The sequence below is a fragment of the Reichenbachiella sp. genome (assembly GCF_039969095.1).
Classification (GTDB): domain Bacteria; phylum Bacteroidota; class Bacteroidia; order Cytophagales; family Cyclobacteriaceae; genus Reichenbachiella.
This window is the reverse complement of sequence record NZ_JBDVOL010000010.1, coordinates 369,794-389,303: the sequence shown is the minus strand read 5'-3', so window position 1 is coordinate 389,303 and position 19,510 is coordinate 369,794. Positions and strand designations below refer to the sequence as shown.

The 19,510-nt window shown below is 38.7% G+C and carries 17 protein-coding genes, 1 tRNA gene and 1 pseudogene; 7 read left to right on the top strand and 12 right to left on the bottom strand.

What is annotated here, in order from left to right:
- Positions 1-13 precede the first annotated feature (13 nt).
- Positions 14-583, bottom strand: a complete 570-nt coding sequence (locus tag ABJH98_RS05005; protein ID WP_348306532.1) for a uracil-DNA glycosylase family protein — start codon at positions 581-583, stop codon at positions 14-16.
- Between the two features lie 383 nt (positions 584-966).
- On the opposite strand from ABJH98_RS05005, the gene ABJH98_RS05000 reads away from it, so the two are divergent.
- Together ABJH98_RS05000 and ABJH98_RS04995 are read left to right on the top strand one after the other, a co-directional pair.
- Positions 967-1,302, top strand: coding sequence for a hypothetical protein (locus tag ABJH98_RS05000; protein WP_348306531.1), 336 nt, complete (start codon positions 967-969; stop codon positions 1,300-1,302).
- Between the two features lie 95 nt (positions 1,303-1,397).
- Complete coding sequence (locus ABJH98_RS04995; RefSeq protein ID WP_348306530.1) at positions 1,398-1,637, top strand: hypothetical protein; 240 nt, start codon at positions 1,398-1,400, stop codon at positions 1,635-1,637.
- Between the two features lie 446 nt (positions 1,638-2,083).
- Here ABJH98_RS04995 and ABJH98_RS04990 read toward each other — a convergent pair whose 3' ends face one another.
- Positions 2,084-2,920, bottom strand: a complete 837-nt coding sequence (locus ABJH98_RS04990) for a zinc-dependent peptidase (RefSeq protein ID WP_348306529.1) — start codon at positions 2,918-2,920, stop codon at positions 2,084-2,086.
- 309 nt (positions 2,921-3,229) lie between these two features.
- Here ABJH98_RS04990 and ABJH98_RS04985 point away from each other — a divergent pair, with 309 nt between their 5' ends.
- The gene (locus ABJH98_RS04985) at positions 3,230-4,021 is read left to right on the top strand and encodes a hypothetical protein (protein WP_348306528.1); all 792 of its coding nucleotides are present in this window, start codon (positions 3,230-3,232) and stop codon (positions 4,019-4,021) included.
- 340 nt (positions 4,022-4,361) lie between these two features.
- On the opposite strand, the gene ABJH98_RS04980 is transcribed toward ABJH98_RS04985, so the two are convergent.
- A tRNA-Ile gene (locus tag ABJH98_RS04980) sits at positions 4,362-4,435 on the bottom strand.
- A gap of 78 nt (positions 4,436-4,513) precedes the next feature.
- On the opposite strand from ABJH98_RS04980, the gene ABJH98_RS04975 reads away from it, so the two are divergent.
- Both ABJH98_RS04975 and ABJH98_RS04970 read left to right on the top strand, forming a co-directional pair.
- A complete protein-coding gene (locus ABJH98_RS04975; protein WP_348306527.1) occupies positions 4,514-5,131 on the top strand; it encodes an HAD family phosphatase in 618 nt (205 codons plus the stop codon).
- Positions 5,124-6,008, top strand: a pseudogene (locus tag ABJH98_RS04970) (site-2 protease family protein); the annotation flags it as partial. The gene ABJH98_RS04975 and the pseudogene ABJH98_RS04970, both read left to right, overlap by 8 nt.
- 380 nt (positions 6,009-6,388) lie before the next feature.
- Here the strand turns inward: ABJH98_RS04970 and bshB1 are convergent.
- The 6 genes from bshB1 to ABJH98_RS04940 all read right to left on the bottom strand — a co-directional run bounded on the left by bshB1 (position 6,389) and on the right by ABJH98_RS04940 (position 13,860).
- Complete coding sequence (gene bshB1, locus ABJH98_RS04965) at positions 6,389-7,105, bottom strand: bacillithiol biosynthesis deacetylase BshB1 (protein WP_348306526.1); 717 nt, start codon at positions 7,103-7,105, stop codon at positions 6,389-6,391.
- Between the two features lie 138 nt (positions 7,106-7,243).
- The gene (locus tag ABJH98_RS04960) at positions 7,244-8,236 is read right to left on the bottom strand and encodes a M23 family metallopeptidase (RefSeq protein ID WP_348306525.1); all 993 of its coding nucleotides are present in this window, start codon (positions 8,234-8,236) and stop codon (positions 7,244-7,246) included.
- A gap of 40 nt (positions 8,237-8,276) precedes the next feature.
- Positions 8,277-9,227: a thioredoxin-disulfide reductase gene (trxB, locus tag ABJH98_RS04955; protein ID WP_348306524.1), complete on the bottom strand. Its 951-nt coding sequence runs from the start codon at positions 9,225-9,227 to the stop codon at positions 8,277-8,279.
- 264 nt (positions 9,228-9,491) lie between these two features.
- Positions 9,492-11,639: a polyribonucleotide nucleotidyltransferase gene (gene pnp / locus ABJH98_RS04950; protein ID WP_348306523.1), complete on the bottom strand. Its 2,148-nt coding sequence runs from the start codon at positions 11,637-11,639 to the stop codon at positions 9,492-9,494.
- 121 nt (positions 11,640-11,760) lie between these two features.
- On the bottom strand, positions 11,761-12,036 hold the full coding sequence (gene rpsO / locus ABJH98_RS04945) for a 30S ribosomal protein S15 (protein WP_348306522.1): 276 nt from the start codon (positions 12,034-12,036) through the stop codon (positions 11,761-11,763).
- Positions 12,037-12,108: 72 nt separating this feature from the next.
- Entirely contained in the window at positions 12,109-13,860 is a 1,752-nt protein-coding gene (locus ABJH98_RS04940) for an LptF/LptG family permease (RefSeq protein WP_348306521.1), read from the bottom strand.
- 242 nt (positions 13,861-14,102) lie between these two features.
- On the opposite strand from ABJH98_RS04940, the gene dinB reads away from it, so the two are divergent.
- Positions 14,103-15,188, top strand: coding sequence for a DNA polymerase IV (dinB, locus tag ABJH98_RS04935; protein WP_348306520.1), 1,086 nt, complete (start codon positions 14,103-14,105; stop codon positions 15,186-15,188).
- A 1-nt stretch (position 15,189) separates the two neighbouring features.
- On the opposite strand, the gene ABJH98_RS04930 is transcribed toward dinB, so the two are convergent.
- The 3 genes from ABJH98_RS04930 to ABJH98_RS04920 form a co-directional block, all read right to left on the bottom strand.
- Positions 15,190-15,924: an NTP transferase domain-containing protein gene (locus ABJH98_RS04930; protein WP_348306519.1), complete on the bottom strand. Its 735-nt coding sequence runs from the start codon at positions 15,922-15,924 to the stop codon at positions 15,190-15,192.
- A gap of 78 nt (positions 15,925-16,002) precedes the next feature.
- Complete coding sequence (locus tag ABJH98_RS04925) at positions 16,003-16,956, bottom strand: CDP-alcohol phosphatidyltransferase family protein (protein WP_348306518.1); 954 nt, start codon at positions 16,954-16,956, stop codon at positions 16,003-16,005.
- Between the two features lie 101 nt (positions 16,957-17,057).
- Positions 17,058-18,173, bottom strand: coding sequence for a phosphatidylserine/phosphatidylglycerophosphate/cardiolipin synthase family protein (locus ABJH98_RS04920; protein ID WP_348306517.1), 1,116 nt, complete (start codon positions 18,171-18,173; stop codon positions 17,058-17,060).
- 119 nt (positions 18,174-18,292) lie between these two features.
- On the opposite strand from ABJH98_RS04920, the gene ABJH98_RS04915 reads away from it, so the two are divergent.
- Complete coding sequence (locus tag ABJH98_RS04915) at positions 18,293-19,435, top strand: glycosyltransferase family 4 protein (RefSeq protein ID WP_348306516.1); 1,143 nt, start codon at positions 18,293-18,295, stop codon at positions 19,433-19,435.
- The last annotated feature ends 75 nt before the right edge of the window (positions 19,436-19,510 follow it).

Below are 19,510 nucleotides of genomic sequence, written 5' to 3'. Positions count from 1 at the left end.
GTGCTACTCTTTTCTACAAAATGGTTTTTACTTTTTGTTTTAATTGAGGCAGCACCTTTTCATCAAACCAAAGATTTTTAGCTCGCCAGATATTATTTCGGGGAGAGGGGTGCGGCAAGACAAAGTAATTTGGTAAATACTCTTGAAAATTTCGAACGGTCTCGGTTAAGGTCTTTTTAGCGTTATTTCCTAAATAATAGTTTTGAGCATACTGCCCGATCAATAAAGTTAACTGCACCTCCTTCAATTGTGACAAAACCTTATCGTGCCACAGCGGTGCGCATTCATGTCTAGGCGGTAAGTCTCCAGATTTACCCTTTCCTGGGTAACAAAATCCCATTGGAAGCAAAGCGATTTTTTCTGGATCATAAAATGTCGGCTCATCCACTCCTAGCCAGGACCTTAAGTTCTCTCCGCTCTTATCATCCCATGGCACGCCTGTTTTGTGCACTTTAGCTCCTGGGGCTTGTCCGATGATTACGATTTTACTGGAAGAGTGAGCAGCTAGGACTGGTCTGGTGCCATGAGGCAGGTGAACAGCACAGCAATCACAGTTTCTGATTTCGTTTAGTAGAGCGTCCATTTCAATTGCAACATCAAATCATCTGTCAAAGTTTATTCATAGAGTTAAATTCTCAGGTTCGGTCGCATGGGGTCCTGTTTCAATAACTGGCTCGTCACCCAATACAAATGTGGATGGTAGTCTTTTAGCTCCTGAGGCTGCTCAAAAAACACTTCAATCAGTACAGCAAAAAATTTCAGCTAGTAGCTATCCAGTTTTACCTTCCTTCTAAAGAAGTTAATAAAGATTAAAGTTGCAATACAATTGCGACCAAGCTAGAATCTAAATGTCATTCTCATAGAAAATACATAATCAAGAGTAAGTCAATATATCAAAAAACATTAATAACTTTGATTGTGTTCATATTTCGAAAACATAGTGTTGTCCGTTCTATCAGTTTTTTTATGGCTCTTTATGTGCTCAACTTTAGTGTTGACACTGCGGATTTTCAGACTGACTTCCAGCCTGAAGATTTGACTATAAATGATATGGAAAGTGTGATCGAAATCGTACTTGAACAATGGATGGAAATAGAAGACGCCATTCCTGAATATGATGAGCCAGATACCGATGAAAGTACCATGACATTCAAAAAATCCTTCGATTTTATTTGTATAGAATTCGATAAGGATTCAAGATATATCTCTGAATTTCTGCTGAAAAGCAAATTCAGCGACTATACGAAGAAATTAAGACAGCAATTTTGTCCTGAGTTCATCCCTCCCCCGCCTAAGGCTTAATTTTCCCTTTTTGGTACACATTAAAAAAACGATACCTGCAACAAATCTCATTGGTAGGTAATCGTACTTTATTTTAAGTCTTAAATAATACTATAATGATCAATATATTAGAAATAAACTATGAGGGTGAAATAGAACCTTTAAAAAAACATCACTTTGAATATTTGCCACGATTAAATGACAAAATAGTCATCTCTCAATCTACTGGTGAACCGAAGGTGTACAAAGTAATGGATGTGCATCACATGCTTGATGAAAAACCAACTGTTTATGTTGTCAGTGATTATAGGTCTCCAGAGAGCATCATTCAAAGTATAGCCAGTAGCCTAGTTTAACTTTTAAATAAACCAAAGGCCATCTATTGTCCTTTGGTTTATAATTTTCATTTCTTAGAACAGAAAACGCAAATTTTCTCAAATCACAAGTAGCTAAACTTCAATATCATTACTACACAAAATGATATAAAGGTGTTGTTGCGAACACAAGACACAATGAATCTTACGATATACTGACATGAAAAATATAAAATTATGCTATGAGTTTCCTTAGTAGCTTTTGAAGGGTACTCTCAAATTGGTAATATTTTACACAACTCAAATCATCTTTATTTTCATTTTACTAGATAGAATCGAAGGAAAAACTTATCAAGTTCAATAGTCAATAGATGAAAATAAGTTTGTCATACTTATAAGTTGGTATATAAGAATAATTTTCCTCTCTGGTACGGGTTTGTAATCTGTAACCTGTAGAATACAGTCATTTTGTAAAGTAACCGACCATTTCATATTCTTAGATTCGGTCGCATAGGGTCTTGTTTCAATAACTGGCTCGTCACCCAGTAAAGATGAGGATGGTAGTCTTTTAGCTCCTGAGGCTGCTCAAAAAACACTTCAATCAGTACAGCAAAAAACTCCTGATAGTGCGTGGCCGCATAGGGTCTGAAAATAGATTCCATGCCTTGTTTGATTTTGTTTGACTCCTCCACAGTATATCTATTGAAGGTCTCTATATGATCCCAATCAAAATAGCCATACTCCTCATTTTTGATCATGTTTTCTAAACGTAAAGCATGAGCCATTTCATGCAATCCGAGATTTCTCCCATTCTCTGGATCGACATATCCTTCTACAAAATCCTTCCAACTCAGCATGATCAAGCCAGACTTGTGCACCTCCCCGGCATTGAACTGCTGCATGCCTTCAGAAAAGTAAAAATCAGGATAGATATGAATGTCTTCAAAATGCTTGAAATATACGCCTGGCAAACCAAAAGTCAACTGCACAGCTGAAGCCGAAATCAATGCCTTCATCTGAGGTGTAACCTCTTCCAACTCTCCAGCAGGAATGAAATTTTTGGAATCGATAAACTTCTGTACCCGCTTCTCAAAAAGTCTTTTGTTTTTATTATTGAGTGTGTGATAGTAATAGAAAGTACCAACCAATATCTCTTTGTAATGCGGATCCAGATTTCTGATAATCAGATAACGATTGATGTGCTGGCGAAAGAAGTAGTTGAGTAGAATTTTGGTGTCTCGATAGACGCTGTATATGAATCCACCCATGACGTAGAAGAGCATCACCAACAAGGCAATAATGATTAGTAGTGCGATTATGCCCATTTGGAAAAGTTCACTGCTGAAAACATGAACGCCAAAATACTAAATATATGGAATTGAAAAAGTCATTTTGGGAATTTGAATTGCAAAAAACCAGTCGTATAATTATACAATCAATTAGAAACTCAAAAGATGCTAAGTGTAGATTGTATCTACACTTTAATATCACTACCGTACTAAATGATATAAAGGTGATTCAAAATAACTTCAATAAATTAATTTTTTGAAAAAGTCTGAATTAATTAAATTGACAATATGTGGAAGGATGGAATTAACCTAACAAGCTTATCATTATGTTCTCATTATCTACGAATGAAGAATCAAGAAACCGCGACTGTATTGAGTACAGGTTCTGGTTTTTTATATGAATTTGAAAAGCAAATCTACTTAATCACAAATGGCCACAACATTACCGGGGTGCATCCCGAAACTGGGAAAAGATTATCAAATCGGCATGCTGGATTTCCAACTTCCATTGATACAAAAATAAGAGGGAAAGTATCTGGAGATTCAAATACTCTCGCAGATACAACCATTACTATTATGTTATACAATGATGAATATTTTTTGAAACCAGATTGGTATGTACATCCACAATTTGGATATCGTGTAGATGTAGTAGCTATTCCTGTTGTAAGAACAAAAGAGGTAACGAAGCACATAAAACTATTTCCAATAAATCGTGCAGAATTAGATAATGACTTTCCTCCGACTGTTTCTGATGATGCTTTTATTTTAGGTTACCCTTTAGACATTAATGGGGGTATGGAACTCCCTATTTGGAAAAGAGCATCTATTGCAACTGAAATAGGAATTGATTTTGATCAGCTTCCGAAGGTATTAGTTGACACGGCCACTCGGGAGGGAATGTCAGGATCACCTGTTATATACAAGCGAACAGGGCTTCATTCCAGTCCAGACGGAGACAGACGAAAAGATGTAATAGGAACTATTTCTGGGTTATTAGGAATTTATTCAGGTAGAATAGGTTCTAAGAATGCCTATGAAGCTCAACTGGGCATTGTATGGAAAAGCAGAGTAATTGACGAAATATTAAAAGCTAAGGTAATAGGAGATATTGAATTCCAACACCCAAAGGAATAATACTCCACTGGCGCATTTGCAACCCGTGACTAACACCATGCAGTCATTTCGTAAAGTAATCGACGTGAGGAGATTGATTGGAGAAATCTCCTTAGAACAAAGCAGACTGCCCTAAGCTGACAAGATTCCTCCGCTGAGCTACGGAATGACTGGTCTTTCAATTTACGTTTTTGGATAAAAAAACCTCCAACACTTTCGTATTGGAGGTTTAGTTTGTGGGCCCACCTGGGCTCGACCGTACGACGGACCGCCAGAGACTTTCTGATTATAAGTCAGATGTGCTTATGAAATAAATTTGACATAAAAAAAGCTCCAACACTTTGTGCCGGAGCATTGATAGTGGGCCCACCTGGGCTCGAACCAGGGACTTTCTGATTATGAGTCAGATACTCTAACCAACTGAGTTATAGGCCCTTCAAAATAGTCTCTACGACTGCCTTGAATTTGGAGGTGCAATGTTACATATTTGCCCAAAATTACACAAACAAACAGGTGAATATCAAAACAATAATTTTTGATTTGGGCGGTGTCATTATCGATCTGGATTTCAAACGCACCCCAGAAGCATTTAGCCAACTCACGGGATGGAAATTCGACGACATCTTCGAAATGTATTTCAAGCCAGGCTTGCTACAAAACTACGAGAAGGGTCTAGTCACTGATCAAGAATTAAGGAGTGGTATCAATGATTTGTTTGGGACTCAACTCTCGGATAATCAAATTGACGAAGCCTGGTGTGCCATGCTGGGTCATGTCCCTAAAGCTCGACTTGACTTCATGAACGAACTACGAAATAAATATCAGGTGTTAGTCCTCAGCAACACCAACGCTATTCATGTCAGAGCTTTTAACCAAACGATTAAAAAAGTGTCTGGTGAAGATTCACTAGATGCATTTGCTGATAAAGTGTACTTCTCGCATGAAATGAAAATGAGAAAACCTGATTTAGAGATTTACGAGGAGTTACTCAATCAATCCAACCTCAAAGCAGAAGAGTGTCTATTTCTGGATGACACACAGCACAATCTAGATGGCGCAGCCCAACTAGGTATTCGCACGATGCACATCACTCACCCAGATCTTATATTTAATTTAGCAGCACATGTTTAAAGACAAAGAAGAGAAAACCAAAGTCATACAAATCGGTTTGTTTATCGTGACATTAATCGTCACCACTTTTGCTGGTGCAGAGTGGATGACAGGCAAGTCACTATTTTATGGCGAAGTCACCATCACCCAAACTGAACTCTTCAATGGATTGAAATTTTCCATTCCTTTCTTATTCATTCTGACGGTACATGAATTCGGCCATTACTTCATGGCTCAGTATCACAAGGTAAAAGTGACTCTTCCCTTTTATATTCCTCTTTGGTTGGGTTTTTTGCCTGGTTTTCCTTCTCTCGGGTCTATGGGTGCTTTTATCAAAATTCAAGACATCATAGACAGCCGCAAAAAGTATTTTGACATCGGTATCGCTGGCCCACTGGCTGGGTTTGTTGTGGCCCTTTTAGTGCTAGTTTATGCTTTCACGAATCTACCAGAAAGAGAGTCTATCTATAAAATTCACCCGGGCTACGAAGCGTACGGATTGGACTATGCTGATCATGTGTATACCTATGAGCACTATATGAATCAGCACCACGGTTTTTATTTGGAGGATCGAGCTCAAGATTCTTTAGCTCATGTAGAAGAACATGGAAACTTCGAAAACTGGGGCTACCCGGCATTTGAGCCTTGGCCGTCTTACACTTCTACTTCTCTAGGTGGTAATCTGTTGTTTACATTCTTTGAATACCTATTTGTGTCGGACCCTGAACAAGTCCCCAATAAGTATGAATTGGCGCATTACCCTTGGCTTTTCGCTGGGTTTCTGGCTTTGTTTTTCACCTCCCTGAATCTATTGCCTATAGGCCAATTAGATGGTGGACATATTCTATATGGACTCATCGGTTACAAACAGCATCGTTTGGTCTCTCAAGTATTATATATTGGATTGCTATTTTATGCAGGACTCGGCATGGCTAATCCTCACCACTTATCAGAAGGCCTGTTGAATGAGCTCATCTATTTAGGATTCCTCTTTATATGCTTTACCAAGTTCACTACAAAAAACAGAGACAAATTGATGTTTGCGCTGGGCATATTCTCAGGACAGATGGCATTGAATCTTTTCTATCCTACATTGGAAGGGTATTCAGGGTGGTTATTATTCGCTTTTTTGTTGGGAAGAGTTTTAGGAATATATCATCCACCAGTCATGGTCAATCAACCTTTGGATATGAAAAGGAAAGTATTGGGATGGATCTCACTTGGGGTGTTCATTATTTCATTTAGCCCCAAACCATTTAATGTTCAAGAGATTAGACCTCAGAGTAAAGAAGTCAAATCAGAAACGCCGAGCATTCTATCAGCAATGAATCCTTCTCCATATTTCACACGAATCGACATACCAAACTCACGGCCTCTCGCTTCGATTAGCTCCATGAATTCCGGGGTAGAAATCAAGGTATTAGAAGATTCTCCTGAGGGATCAAAAAACTGAGATTTAAAAGCTCGAACGGCTTCCATTCTGGTTTCCCAAAATTCTGAAACATCCACCACAAAATTAGGTTGATGAAAGTCGGTTTGGATATAGTGGAATAGATTTTTGATATACCAATTCTCTTGTGACTTTCCTGCTAGATCTGTTTTTACATTCTTTAGGCCTGCTAGAAAAACGGCTCTTTTCACCACTTGAGAAGCTTTACCATGATCTGGATGCCTATCTGCTATGGCATTAGCCAATATTACATCTGGCTGATATTGTCTGATTTTCTTTACAACTTCAAGCACGTGCACATCATCATTTTTGAAGAAGACATCCTTAAACTTCAGGTTTTCACGAACGGTCAAACCTAGAATTTTGCTTGAAGCAGCAGATTCAGCATCACGGATTTCAGGGGTGCCACGCGTTCCCATTTCACCTCGAGTGAAATCAACTAGCCCTACTTTTTTGCCACTAGCTATTAATGATAAAATAGTGCCACCACACGACAATTCGGCATCATCTGGATGGGCGGCAAATACAAGAACGTCTAGTTTCATAAGCTTAATTTAATGGCAACATTCAACACTATTATTGTCATTTCGAATGATAATGAGAAATCTCAACGTGCCTACCAAACCTCAATGAGATTTCTCCGCTTCGGCGAACCGCCTCTGGTCGAAATGACATAATGAAGATTAAGTAATCCGTAGTCGCTGACCAACTCTCAATATAGTACTTCTTCTGATTCCATTCAAACGGCAAATCTTATTAATGGATACACCATAGCGATAACTAATGTGACCTAAGGTATCTCCACTCCTCACACGATGGTATCTGATTTTCCTAGCTTCTTTCAAATAGGAAAAGGTGTCAGGTGTCACGATCATGGTGGTAGTGCGGATGGTATCCATGTCAAAATTGAAAATCTCTTTGGGATCGAAGGCATTACCTTCATATCTGGTTTCGAAATGCAAATGTGGACCACTACTTCTTCCAGTACTGCCACCCAGACCTACCACATCTCCTGCTTTTACCACATCACCAGGTTGTAGCAGTCGTTTACTCAAATGCCCGTAGAGCGTCTCTAGCCCGTTATAATGCCTAACCAATATGTAATGTCCATAACCGTATCTATCATATCTGGCCAATCTTACTATCCCATCGAAAGCTACTCTCACCGAATCACCAGTTTTTAATCTAATGTCATCTCCATAATGCCAACGCCATCTACGAAGCCCAAAAGGAGACGTCACTTCTGTATTTGGGATAGGTAGACACCAATCTAAGGAAGGATTGTCAAAAGTGAGCGACAGCGCGAGCGTGTCTGCAAATTTCTCCCCATCAATTTCATAAGGATTTACTTTGGTCGTACTCCACGTGCTATAGTATTCTCGAAGTGTCACCCAAACGGAATCTATCATCAACTGCTCCGTCACTTGAATGGGCACGTTATAAGCCAAAACAACCTCAGCTGTATCCTCATGCAGCATGCTCAGTTCACGCTGTAGCGAAACCTCCTCTTCCATCGCTAAGCTATCCCAGTAGGCGTCCTCAATCACAAAAATATCCTCGTCGATATCAATGATGGTATCCTCCGGAGTGATGGGAATTATCTCCTTATTTTTAAACTTAAAAAAATCCTTCAGTTTATTCTGACTGAAGGATTCTGATACTGTGCACAATGACACAGCACATATCAATACAATTATTCTAAGTATCAAATCAATCTTACTGTTCTACACTTTCAAATTCTTTGGCTGCTAAGAATCGCTCAGCATCCAGAGCACCCATACATCCAGTCCCTGCCGCAGTCACCGCCTGACGATAGACTCTATCTGCAGCATCGCCTGTGACAAACACGCCTTCTACCTTGGTTTTGGATGTCCCAGGCTCTACGATCAGATATCCTGCTTCGTCTCTGTCAAGAAAGTCTTTAAAAATATCCGTATTAGGTTTATGGCCGATTGCCACAAAAAATCCACTAATTGGAATCTCTCTCTTTTCACCTGTAACAGTATCTACCACTCGCATGCCTTCCACTTCGTCTTGACCTAATACTTCATCTGTAGATGTGTTCCAAAGCACTTCGATATTTGGCGTATTTAATACTCTCTGTTGCATGATTTTAGAAGCACGCAATTCATCTCTTCTCACTAAAAGGTAAACCTTCGGGCAGATATTGGCTAAGTATGTAGCTTCTTCAGCGGCGGTGTCTCCTCCTCCTACTACGGCTACTTCTTTTCCTTTGTAGAAAAATCCGTCACACACAGCACAAGCTGACACGCCTACATTCAATAATCTTTTTTCTGATTCAAGCCCCAAATATTTTGCACTAGCACCTGTGGAAATAATCACCGCTTCTGCAATTATCTCGTGCTTTTCATCGACCATCACTTTGTGAGGGTATCCAGAAAAATCAACAGAAGTTACCATTCCAAAACGAATATCGGTTTCGAATCGCTCTGCTTGTTTCTGAAAATCCGTCATCATCTGTGGACCATTTACACCCTCAGGATAACCTGGGTAATTTTCAACATCATTTGTGGTTGTTAATTGTCCTCCAGGTTCTCCTCCTGTATATAATACTGGCTTTAGACCAGCTCTTGCAGCATAAATGGCAGCAGTATAGCCTGCAGGGCCTGAACCAATGATTAATACTTTTACTTTCTCTTGAGTCATTATTTCAATACTTGTATTTAAAAATGATTTTGCAATTTAGCATGAAGCTAATCGACTATAAAACATTTGATATCAAAAAAAGTTTATAGTGACAGATAATCTTTATCTATGGCCTGATAGACAATAGCTCGGGCTGAATGACGCTTGTAGATTTGTTGCTCGCAAGGCCCTCAAAGGTATGAGTTAACGCTCTTGGAAATTTAAGGTTAAACAAAAAAACCACGCGTTTCGGCGTGGTCTTTATCTATAATTTCAAAGATTAAATTAATCTTCCTTTTTCTCTGGTTTTGGTAAAAGAGCCTTTCTAGACAATCTGAATTTACCAGTTTTCTTGTCGATTTCAATCAATTTCACTTTGATCTCTTCTCCAACTTCTAGCACACCATCCATGTTTTCTACTCTTTCCCACTTGATCTCAGAAATGTGTAGCAAACCGTCTTTGCCAGGCATGAATTCAATAAATGCTCCAAATGGCATGATCGACTTTACTTTACCTTCATAAGTCTCTCCTACTTCTGCCGTAGCCACGATGTTCTTGATTCTTCTCAAGGCTTCTTTCATGGCGTCTCCATCAGCTGTAAAGACGTTTACGATTCCGTTTTTGTCATCTTCAGTTACTGTCACAGTTGCTCCAGATTCTTTCTGAATCTCTTGGATGATCTTACCACCTGGTCCGATTAACGGCCCGATCATTTCTTTTTCAATCTTCAACATGGTAGATCTTGGAGCATGAGATTTCATATCATCTCTAGACTCAGTCATGGTCTTTCTCATTTCCCCAAGGATATGAGCTCTACCTGCTTTTGCCTGCATCAATGCTTCTGTCAGCACTTCGTAAGACAAACCGTCCACTTTGATATCCATCTGACAGGCAGTAATACCATTGTCGTTTCCTGTTACTTTGAAGTCCATGTCTCCCAAGTGATCTTCATCACCTAAAATATCAGAAAGGATCGCATATTTTCCTGTTTCAGGATCAGAGATCATTCCCATTGCGATACCAGACACTGGAGATTTCAACGGAATACCCGCATCCATCAATGCCAAAGATCCAGCACATACAGTCGCCATTGAAGACGAACCGTTTGATTCCAAAATATCAGAAACAACTCTGATGGTATATGGGTTCTCATCATCAGCAGGAAGCATTGGCTTGATGGCTCTCCATGCTAGGTTACCATGACCTACTTCTCTACGTCCCGGTCCTCTGTTTGGTCTAGCTTCTCCAGTAGAGAAAGCAGGGAAGTTGTAGTGCAAGAAGAACTTGTTGTAGCCTGAGTGTACTGCACCGTCTACCATTTGCTCGTCTAGCTTAGTTCCTAAAGTCACACTTGTCAATGACTGAGTTTCACCTCTGGTGAAAATCGCAGAACCGTGTGCAGATGGCAAGTAGTCAACTTCAGACCAGATGGGTCTGATTTCATCAAGATCACGTCCATCCAATCTTTTTCTTGTGTCCAAGACACACTGTCTGATCGCTTCTTTTTCCACGTCGTGGTAGTACTTTCCGATCAAACCTTCGTTGTATTCTTCGCCTTCTGGCAATTCAGGCAACGCTGCCTTGTATTCTTCGATAATCGCAGCAAATTTCTCCTTACGGATGCTTTTGTTTGGATTACCTTCTTTCGCTACTGCATACACAGCATCAAAAGTCTTCGCCTTGATGTCCGCTCTTAATTCTTCATCTGGCTCCTCTTCGTGAGAGTATTCTCTTTTTTCAGTCTTACCAACTGCTTCAGTCAGTTCAATCTGAACTTTACATTGCTCGATAATGGCTTCATGACCTGCCTTGATCGCGCCGATCATGGTTTCCTCAGAAACTTCTAGCAATTCACCTTCTACCATCATGATATCGTCTTTGGTACCAGCGATAATCATGTCTAGTGCAGCTCCTTCCAATTGCTCTTTGGTAGGGTTGATGATGAATTCACCATCTTTCTGCGTAACTCTTACTTCAGATATCGGCCCTCCAAAAGGAATGTCAGACACTGCCAAAGCAGAAGAGGCAGCCAATGCAGCTAGTGCATCTGGAAGATCGCCTTCTCCTAATGAGATCAAAGAAATCATCACTTGAGTTTCTGCGTGATAATCGCTTGGGAACAATGGTCTCAAAGCTCTATCTACCAATCGGCAAACCAATACTTCGTTGTCAGACAATCTGCCTTCTCTTTTCAAAAATCCACCAGGGATTTTTCCAGCTGCAGCAAATTTCTCTTGGTAATCAACAGACATTGGAAGGAAATCAACTCCTTCTCTAGCGTCTTTGTTAGACACAACTGTGGCCAACAACATGGTCTTACCCATTTTGACTACTACAGAACCGTCAGCCTGCTTGGCTAATTTTCCGGTTTCGATAGTAATCTCTCTGCCGTCTTTCAACTTAACGGACTTAGTTACTACGTTTAATGACATAAGTAATTTTTTAAATTTTGACTAAAAAAAATTGAGTGTGAGTGAATGTCAAAATTTGTTATTAACGAGTGAGAAAGAACAAAAAAGGAAGTCTGTGAGAGACTTCCTTTTGCGCATATTCTTATTTTCTTAATTTCAATTCAGCGATAATCGCTCTATATCTTTCGATATCCTTCTTGTAAAGGTAATCAAGAAGGCTTCTTCTCTTACCTACCAATTTCAAAAGACCCAATCTAGAAGAGTGATCTTTTTTGTGTGACTTTAAGTGATCTGTCAAATGATTGATTCGGTAAGTAAAAAGAGCGATTTGAGATTCCGCAGAACCTGTATCCTTCTTAGACTTCAACCGACCATGATTTGCGAAAACTTCTTCTTTCTTATCTGTTGCTAAATACATGCTTAGTAAAAAGTTTAATTAATTATTTTTTCGAACGGCAAAATTAGGTATTCATTCTATTAAAACAAAACCTTATGTGGTTTGCTTTTTCTTCATTCTAGATTGCCACCAATTTTTAGCATTTTCTATCCAAACGCTATAGAAATCAGCATCAAAAAGCTTGGCATCCTTTCGAGCCTGCTTCAAAAAGAATACGCCTATAGGGAATAGGACAAAATTAGCCATCCAGGCAGCATAAAACCCATCGACTACACCACTTTTTGCCCATTTGTCACCGACACTGGTCAGCACGTAAAAAATGATAAAGAAGAAAATAGAAATGATTACAGGAAATCCTAATCCACCTCGTTTGATTATGGCACCTAAAGGTGCACCAATCAAAAACATAACAATACAGGAAAAAGCCTGTGCAAATTTCTTATACTTTTCTACTACATGTGAATCATAAGAAACGGACAAGCCTTTCATTCTAAGTACACTACTATTCAAAGAAGATTTGATGTTTCTTGCATTCCCTACTGCCCTTGAAAGAATCTGTTCCTTCACGCTTACCTTTTGATAAATCGAATCCATTTTATACTTGACTATTGCCACTAATGAATCATTAGTAATTATCAAACTGTCATATTTCTGCTTTTTCTCTTTTTTTCTTACTAAACTCTTGTTAGATATTCCTTTAGTTCCATCATTTAGCTGCTCCGAAACATCAATATTTTTTCTTATTTTAGGTTTGTAAACTTTAATCGAATCAGAATTCTTCTCATTTTTTGCAACTTGGTTATCATTTGTGTCAGGAATCAAATCGTCATCTAATATTTCTAATACAGAATCGGCTTTCATTAATTTCTTTAATTCCTTCAAAGAATCTAAAAACTCTTTCCTGTTGGTAAGTTCACCAGGTGGTTCCAAATAACCGCCCAGATGAAATTTATATGAACCTGCTACTGTTCCGAATATTTTAAATTTTGAATTGATCATTGAATGATCCATAGAATCTATACTCTCAGTCAATTCTTGAATTCCTTTCATGTAACGGTTATCAGCAAACAAGCTCTCATCCGTATCATTCAAGTCAAAAGATGCCAAACTGAAAACCAGATCCATATTGGCAAACTTGGTACGGACAAATTGCACTACTTCATCTTTTTTCCTCCTTTTTGATTTCTTTTCTTCTTCGAAGTAATAATTACCATTAAACAGATCCATTTTCAAATACCGATCTCCCATGAAGGAGTACATGCGACAAGAATCTGCGATGATTACCTTTTTATTCCCATTGCCATCTGTATGGTCATAAATAATTATGTTTTTTATAGATATGCCGTCAGGATATTTCTTATCAATTTTTATGCTGTATTTAGGTATCCCATTATAAAACTGCCCTTCTCTCAAATCCAACGCAGGCTTGGTTTGCTTAATATCATACAACAAACTAAATGCCCGTAGATTTGCTTTTGGTACCACTTGGTCATTGAGTACAAAAGCACCAATCGCTAAGGAGACACAAAAAACAAATGCAGGTAAAATGATCCGTAATAGAGAAATACCCGAGCCTTTGATGGCTGTCAATTCAAAATGCTCTCCCAACTTCCCATAGGTCATTAGTGATGAGATCAATACAGCCAATGGCAATGCCATAGGCATTTGGTTGATGCTGAAATACCCCATCAATTCACCAAGAGTAGCAATTCCAATATTTTTACCAATGAAATCATCAAAGTATTTCATCATGTAAACCAGCAAAAGTATGAATACAGCTACCAGAAAAGTAATGATAAAAGGCCCGATAAAAGATTTAAGAATAAGCTTATCGAGTTTTTTCATTTTTGGGGAGTAAAGGAGATAGCAAAATCAATCAAAGTACCTGAATAATATTAATCATATTTGTAGAGCCACGAAACTTAGTATGTTTTGCAAAATCAATTACAACCCACAACAGTACAAGTAAAAACAAAAAAACTGCCACAAAAAATATCTTTTTCGACCTATTCATCAACTTCTATAATTCGTATAACTCCAGATATTGAGCTAAGCAAATTTCACATTAATAAATGATAAATTAAAGATTGTCGGACAATTTAGCCATACGAAAAATCATTCACATAGATATGGATGCTTTTTATGCATCTGTAGAGCAACGAGACCATCCAGAGCTCAAAGGCAAACCTGTAGCCGTTGGAGGAAGTCGTTCGCGAGGCGTGGTGGCTGCTGCATCCTATGAAGCACGAAAGTATGGCGTGCGATCTGCTATGCCTTCTGTGACTGCTTTCCGCAAATGCCCTGATATTATTTTCGTAAAGCCTCGTTTCGAAGTGTACAAAGAAGTTTCTCAAATTATTAGGGAAATATTCTTTGAATATACAGATTTGGTGGAGCCACTCTCTCTAGATGAAGCCTATCTGGATGTAACCAATAATAAAATTGGGCTTCCATCTGCTACTTTGATAGCTGAAGAGATTCGTGAAAAAATTTTTAAAGCTACGAATTTGACTTGTTCGGCAGGTATTTCTATCAATAAATTCTTAGCTAAAACAGCCTCTGACATCAACAAACCTAATGGTTTGAAATTGATCAAACCGGATGAAGCATTGGCTTTTATTGAAACTTTAAAAGTCAAAGACTTTTTTGGTGTAGGGAAAGTAACTGCAGAGAAAATGAAAAGAATGGGCATTCATAATGGACTGGATCTAAAGCATAAGTCTCTGGGTTTCCTCACTAAGAATTTCGGTAAAAGTGGAGCTTATTACTTTAATATTTGTCGAGGAATAGATGATCGCCCCGTCAATCCTAACCGAATCAGAAAATCTGTAAGTATTGAAAACACTTATGACTATGACCTTTCAGATTCATTAGAAATAGATCATGAATTGCAATCCTTATCTAAATCTCTCGAAAAGCGATTAGCCAAAAGTAAAATCCAAGGTAAAACGGTCAACCTTAAAATTAAATACAGTGATTTCGAACAAGTCACGCGAAGTAAAACTGCTCAACAATGGCTCGGAAAAAGCCATGAATACGATCCACTTTGGAAAGAAATATTACTAGATCCAGCGTTGATCGAAAAACCAATACGATTGTTGGGATTGGGTCTTTCTAATTTAAATACGGATGAAAAGGATAATCAAGGCTTACAATTGACCTTAGAATTTTAGTCTAGTCAGCTGACTTTTGAGCGAGGTGCTCTTGTGAACTCTTAAAATCTTCTGGCGTGTCAATATCATTCCAGTAGTAACCTACAACTTCTATTACTCTCGCTTTCTTTTGTTCAGATAGGTGTGTAACTAGATTGGAAATAGAGAGTTTTTGATTCGTTGCTATATGATCTAAAATGTCAAAAACATCTTTCTTCACATAAAACAACCCTGTATCATAATAATTGTACCCTTCGATCTCCTTACCAATTCGTTTGATATAATCGTCTGCATCTACTTTAGTGACATCATCCAGATCAATATGCTCATTGTGATTACCTGGAATATCCACAGCCAATTTTAAGTAAGCGCCCTTATCAAAAACCAGTTTGGTTTTTAGGTCATTCAGGAATGCTTCTTCATAATAATGATCCGCCATGGTGAAGAAAAATTCTTCATCTCCCAATTCATGCACCCAGTCTTTAGCGGCATACAACGAGTAACCATTTTCTAGCTCATATTTTTCATTGTAAATGGTCGTGATATTCGCATCATATTTTGTGCGTAGATCTTTACAAATCTCTTCCAAAGCTGGCTTGTGGAAGCCAGTAATCACAGCAAAATCAGTCACTCCAATTTTTTGAAACTGATCAATATGTCTCTCCATCAGGCTTTGACCACCAACAGTAAGAGCAGATTTTGGAAGTCCTAAATTTAAACGTAGGTTTTTGCCAGCGGCGAGAATTACACAGACCATAGAGAGATTGTAATCAATTGATAGGAATGCGCAATGTTAACGAATTATCAACGAATTATTATTGAATCTGCAATGAAATTAGGCTGACTTCTGAGTTGACAATTGATATTTCAAATGTTTCACAAAGTCTTCGTCCATAAACTTCTGGGCCAGTGTAATAATGGCTATAGGAATCAACTTCAGCAGGCAAACGATGAGATACAAATCAAATCTACCCATAATACTGAAGAGCATAATTAATGATCTGTGTGTGTTAGTTCCTCCTACTAACGCCCACCAAAACATAATCGGGTTGAACGTAGCTCGATATTTTTCAACAAATTTTTCTTTGGTATTATCATTGAAGGCGAAGTGTTCGTAGACATCCCTCATCTCCTCTGTTCGAGTGACCAACATCCATTGCCTTTTAGTGTAATCTATTTCGATACCGCGTAATATCTTGTTCCAAAAACCTGATTCCTGAGACGCTTCAGGCAATTCTTCTACTTTTTTCACTTTTGATCCTTCAGATCCAGCTACATAATATAAAAATTCACTTTTATAAAAGTCATAGACCTGGGAAGTGAAAATGTGAGATACAATTCCTGCTGGAAAAGCCATTAAAAAAATCGACCAGCCCATTTCTCCCTGTACATAATAGGCACATGCGGACAAATAACAAGCGATAAAAATCAAACTATCAATAGACCCGTCAATGAATCGACCCAACTCAGTTGATTGTCCAGTCATTCGAGCCAACTGCCCATCTGCACTATCTAACACTCCAGCCAAGGTGATGAGCACTGATGCCCAAACTGTGATTACCCAACTGTCTTGATAAAATAGCATATATCCACCAGCTACTCCCACTATGAGACTTATAATCGACACTTGCGTAGGAGTCATATTAAAGTATCTTCCGATTTTGGCAAAATACAACCCAAAGAATCGACTGAATGCCAAATCGAATCTCTCCTCAATGTCCATAAGTTTGATAGTGGAGTGCACTTCGGCCTGATGATTTCTGAAGTGATTCTTTATACTGCGTATCATTTGATGCGTATCTAATTGTCAATTTAGGTCAATCGCTCACTGACTATTTTTCGGCCGCAAATTTAATTAATTAAATTAACAACCTGTTAACACAATCTTCATCAAACATTTTTCCGAACTACATATTTCAAATTTATAATTGTAGCCACGACATGACAAAGCTTGCTGATCCCAGCGAACAATAATGGGACAACGATGCTGCGTTTACCCCCCAAACTTTTTTTAAGAATACTGTTAGCTAGGTCTGGTTTTGATATATTATCAATAAAACCTTGTACTATTTCTTGATTTTCAGTGATCATCACCACTTCCTCTTCGAAATAATAGCTGATAAAATCAAAATTGCTACTCCCACAGATTAACTTTTTCCCATCTATAAGGATGGCCTTGAGGTGCGACATTCTGCCTTGGTATTCATAAAAATTAAAATAACCCTTCATCAGTTCATTTGTCAAAATGGCTTTGAAGATGTTCTTATTATTGATCCCTGGAGAAACAATATCAAGTTTTACGTTTTTGCCCTTATGATTTCTGGTGTAGGTCAACAAGGGGTCAGATACATAAGGTGAAAAGATTTGGATAGACTCTTGAGCCTCATCAATATTTCTAAAGACATCTTTGTAAATCTCTTTACTTCGATATCCATCCAAATAATACATTTTGGTGTCACCCAAAGCATCGACTGTAGATTGATCGTTTTCGGCGACTGATCTGTGAAAGTCATTGGATAGAGAATCAGCCATATCCGTACTATTCATTTCTACCATCATATCGTGCCACTCGAAATTGTGCTCACAAAAATTGAGACCACCAATAAAAGAAATTTGCTCATCTACCACCACCATTTTTTTATGGTTTCGATGTGGATATTTCAAGAACAAAAAACCCAAAGGATTTGTGTATTTGACTTTGATGCCGTTTTGACGAGCCTTTTTAATGATAGCCGAGGTATTCTTTACTTCCTTACGAAAAGCTTCGTCCTTAAAATAACCCAGGCTGTAAATAAAGCGATCGTTGATCACAAATTTGGAATAAGAATCCAGGCACAGTTGAATGTCATTGGCTGGCGAAGCAATCAAGGTGTCAATCAGCCATTCACCTACCGAATCCCCTTCGAAAGACATGGCTTGGATATAAATACTTTTTTGCGCCTTGGCGGCTAATGATTCAAATCGGTTTTTGAACGCATCCGAATCTACCAATACCTGTCCTGTCATGTATCAATCAATGAATTTGAAAGTTGCAAAATTAGCTGACTAATGCTAAAAAATGCCAACTCATGCTTGGTACTCTTTAAAATATTGTTTTTTTGCGTCCAAACTAAGTACCCATTTCTATGAAGATCGCACAAGTATGTCCGTATGATTGGTCCAGACCCGGTGGAGTAAAAGCTCATATCGAAAATTTGGCCATCTATCTTAGAAAAATGGGACATGAAGTCAAAATCATAGCTCCGAATGTAAACGCTGATCAGATCAACGACCCAAACGTCAAATTGATCGGAAAAGGAAGAAGCACTACGCTATGGGGAGGCACTGAGATTGACATCAATATCGCCAAAGGCGAAGAAGTAGAGGAACTGAAAAGATATCTCAAAGCAGAGCAATTTGACTTACTTCATTTTCATAATGGCTGGACGCCATTCATGACTTATCAGGTGCGGTATTATTCTAAGGCAAAACACATTGGTACCTTTCACGATACACCAGCCGATAATTTCTTAATGCAAAAATTCGTAGGGCCTATATTGATGCCACTGGCAGCCAGTCTGGTTTGGAAAGTGGCTGATCACATGATCTCTGTTTCTGAGTCACAAGCCAGATATGTGAAGTCCTTTCTAGCCAAAGATCCTACCATCATTCCGAATGGAATTAACCCAGATCAATTCAACACTTCATTTGAACCCATCGAGGAATACAAAGATGGCAAATTCAACCTCCTATTTCTTGGTAGGTTTGAAGAACGTAAGGGGCTATTCTATACACTCAAAGCATTTAAAACACTAAAATCCAAATACCCAGATATCCGTCTACTTATCGCAGGAGATGGCGAACAAAAGCAAGAGGCACTGGACTATGTAGCTGACAACCAACTGAAGGATGTGGTTTTCTTAGGCTTCATAGACGAAGAAATCAAGGCCAATTTGATTCGAACGGCTGATGTGCTACTCGCAACTGCCATCTATGGCGAAAGCTTTGGTATTGTCTTACTCGAAGCTATGGCTTGCGGTACACCGGTAGCAGGCTTCGGTAACGAAGGCTATCTGAATGTCATCAAATCGCCCTGGGATGAGTACTTTCCTACTCCGAGGGATTTAGATACATTGACCAAGAAAATCGAAAAACTCTACCTCAACGAAGACGTCAGAAAAGAAATGTCGGACTGGGGAATTGCTGAAGCCAAAACCTACGAATGGGAGCATATCACCAATCAGGTGTTTGAGGTGTATGAAATGGTGATGGGGGAAAAACAAACTTAATAACGTCATCGCGAGCCATGCGAAGCGATCTCAAAGTTTGCTTCTGTAATTAAGCTTAAGATTGCTTCACTGCGC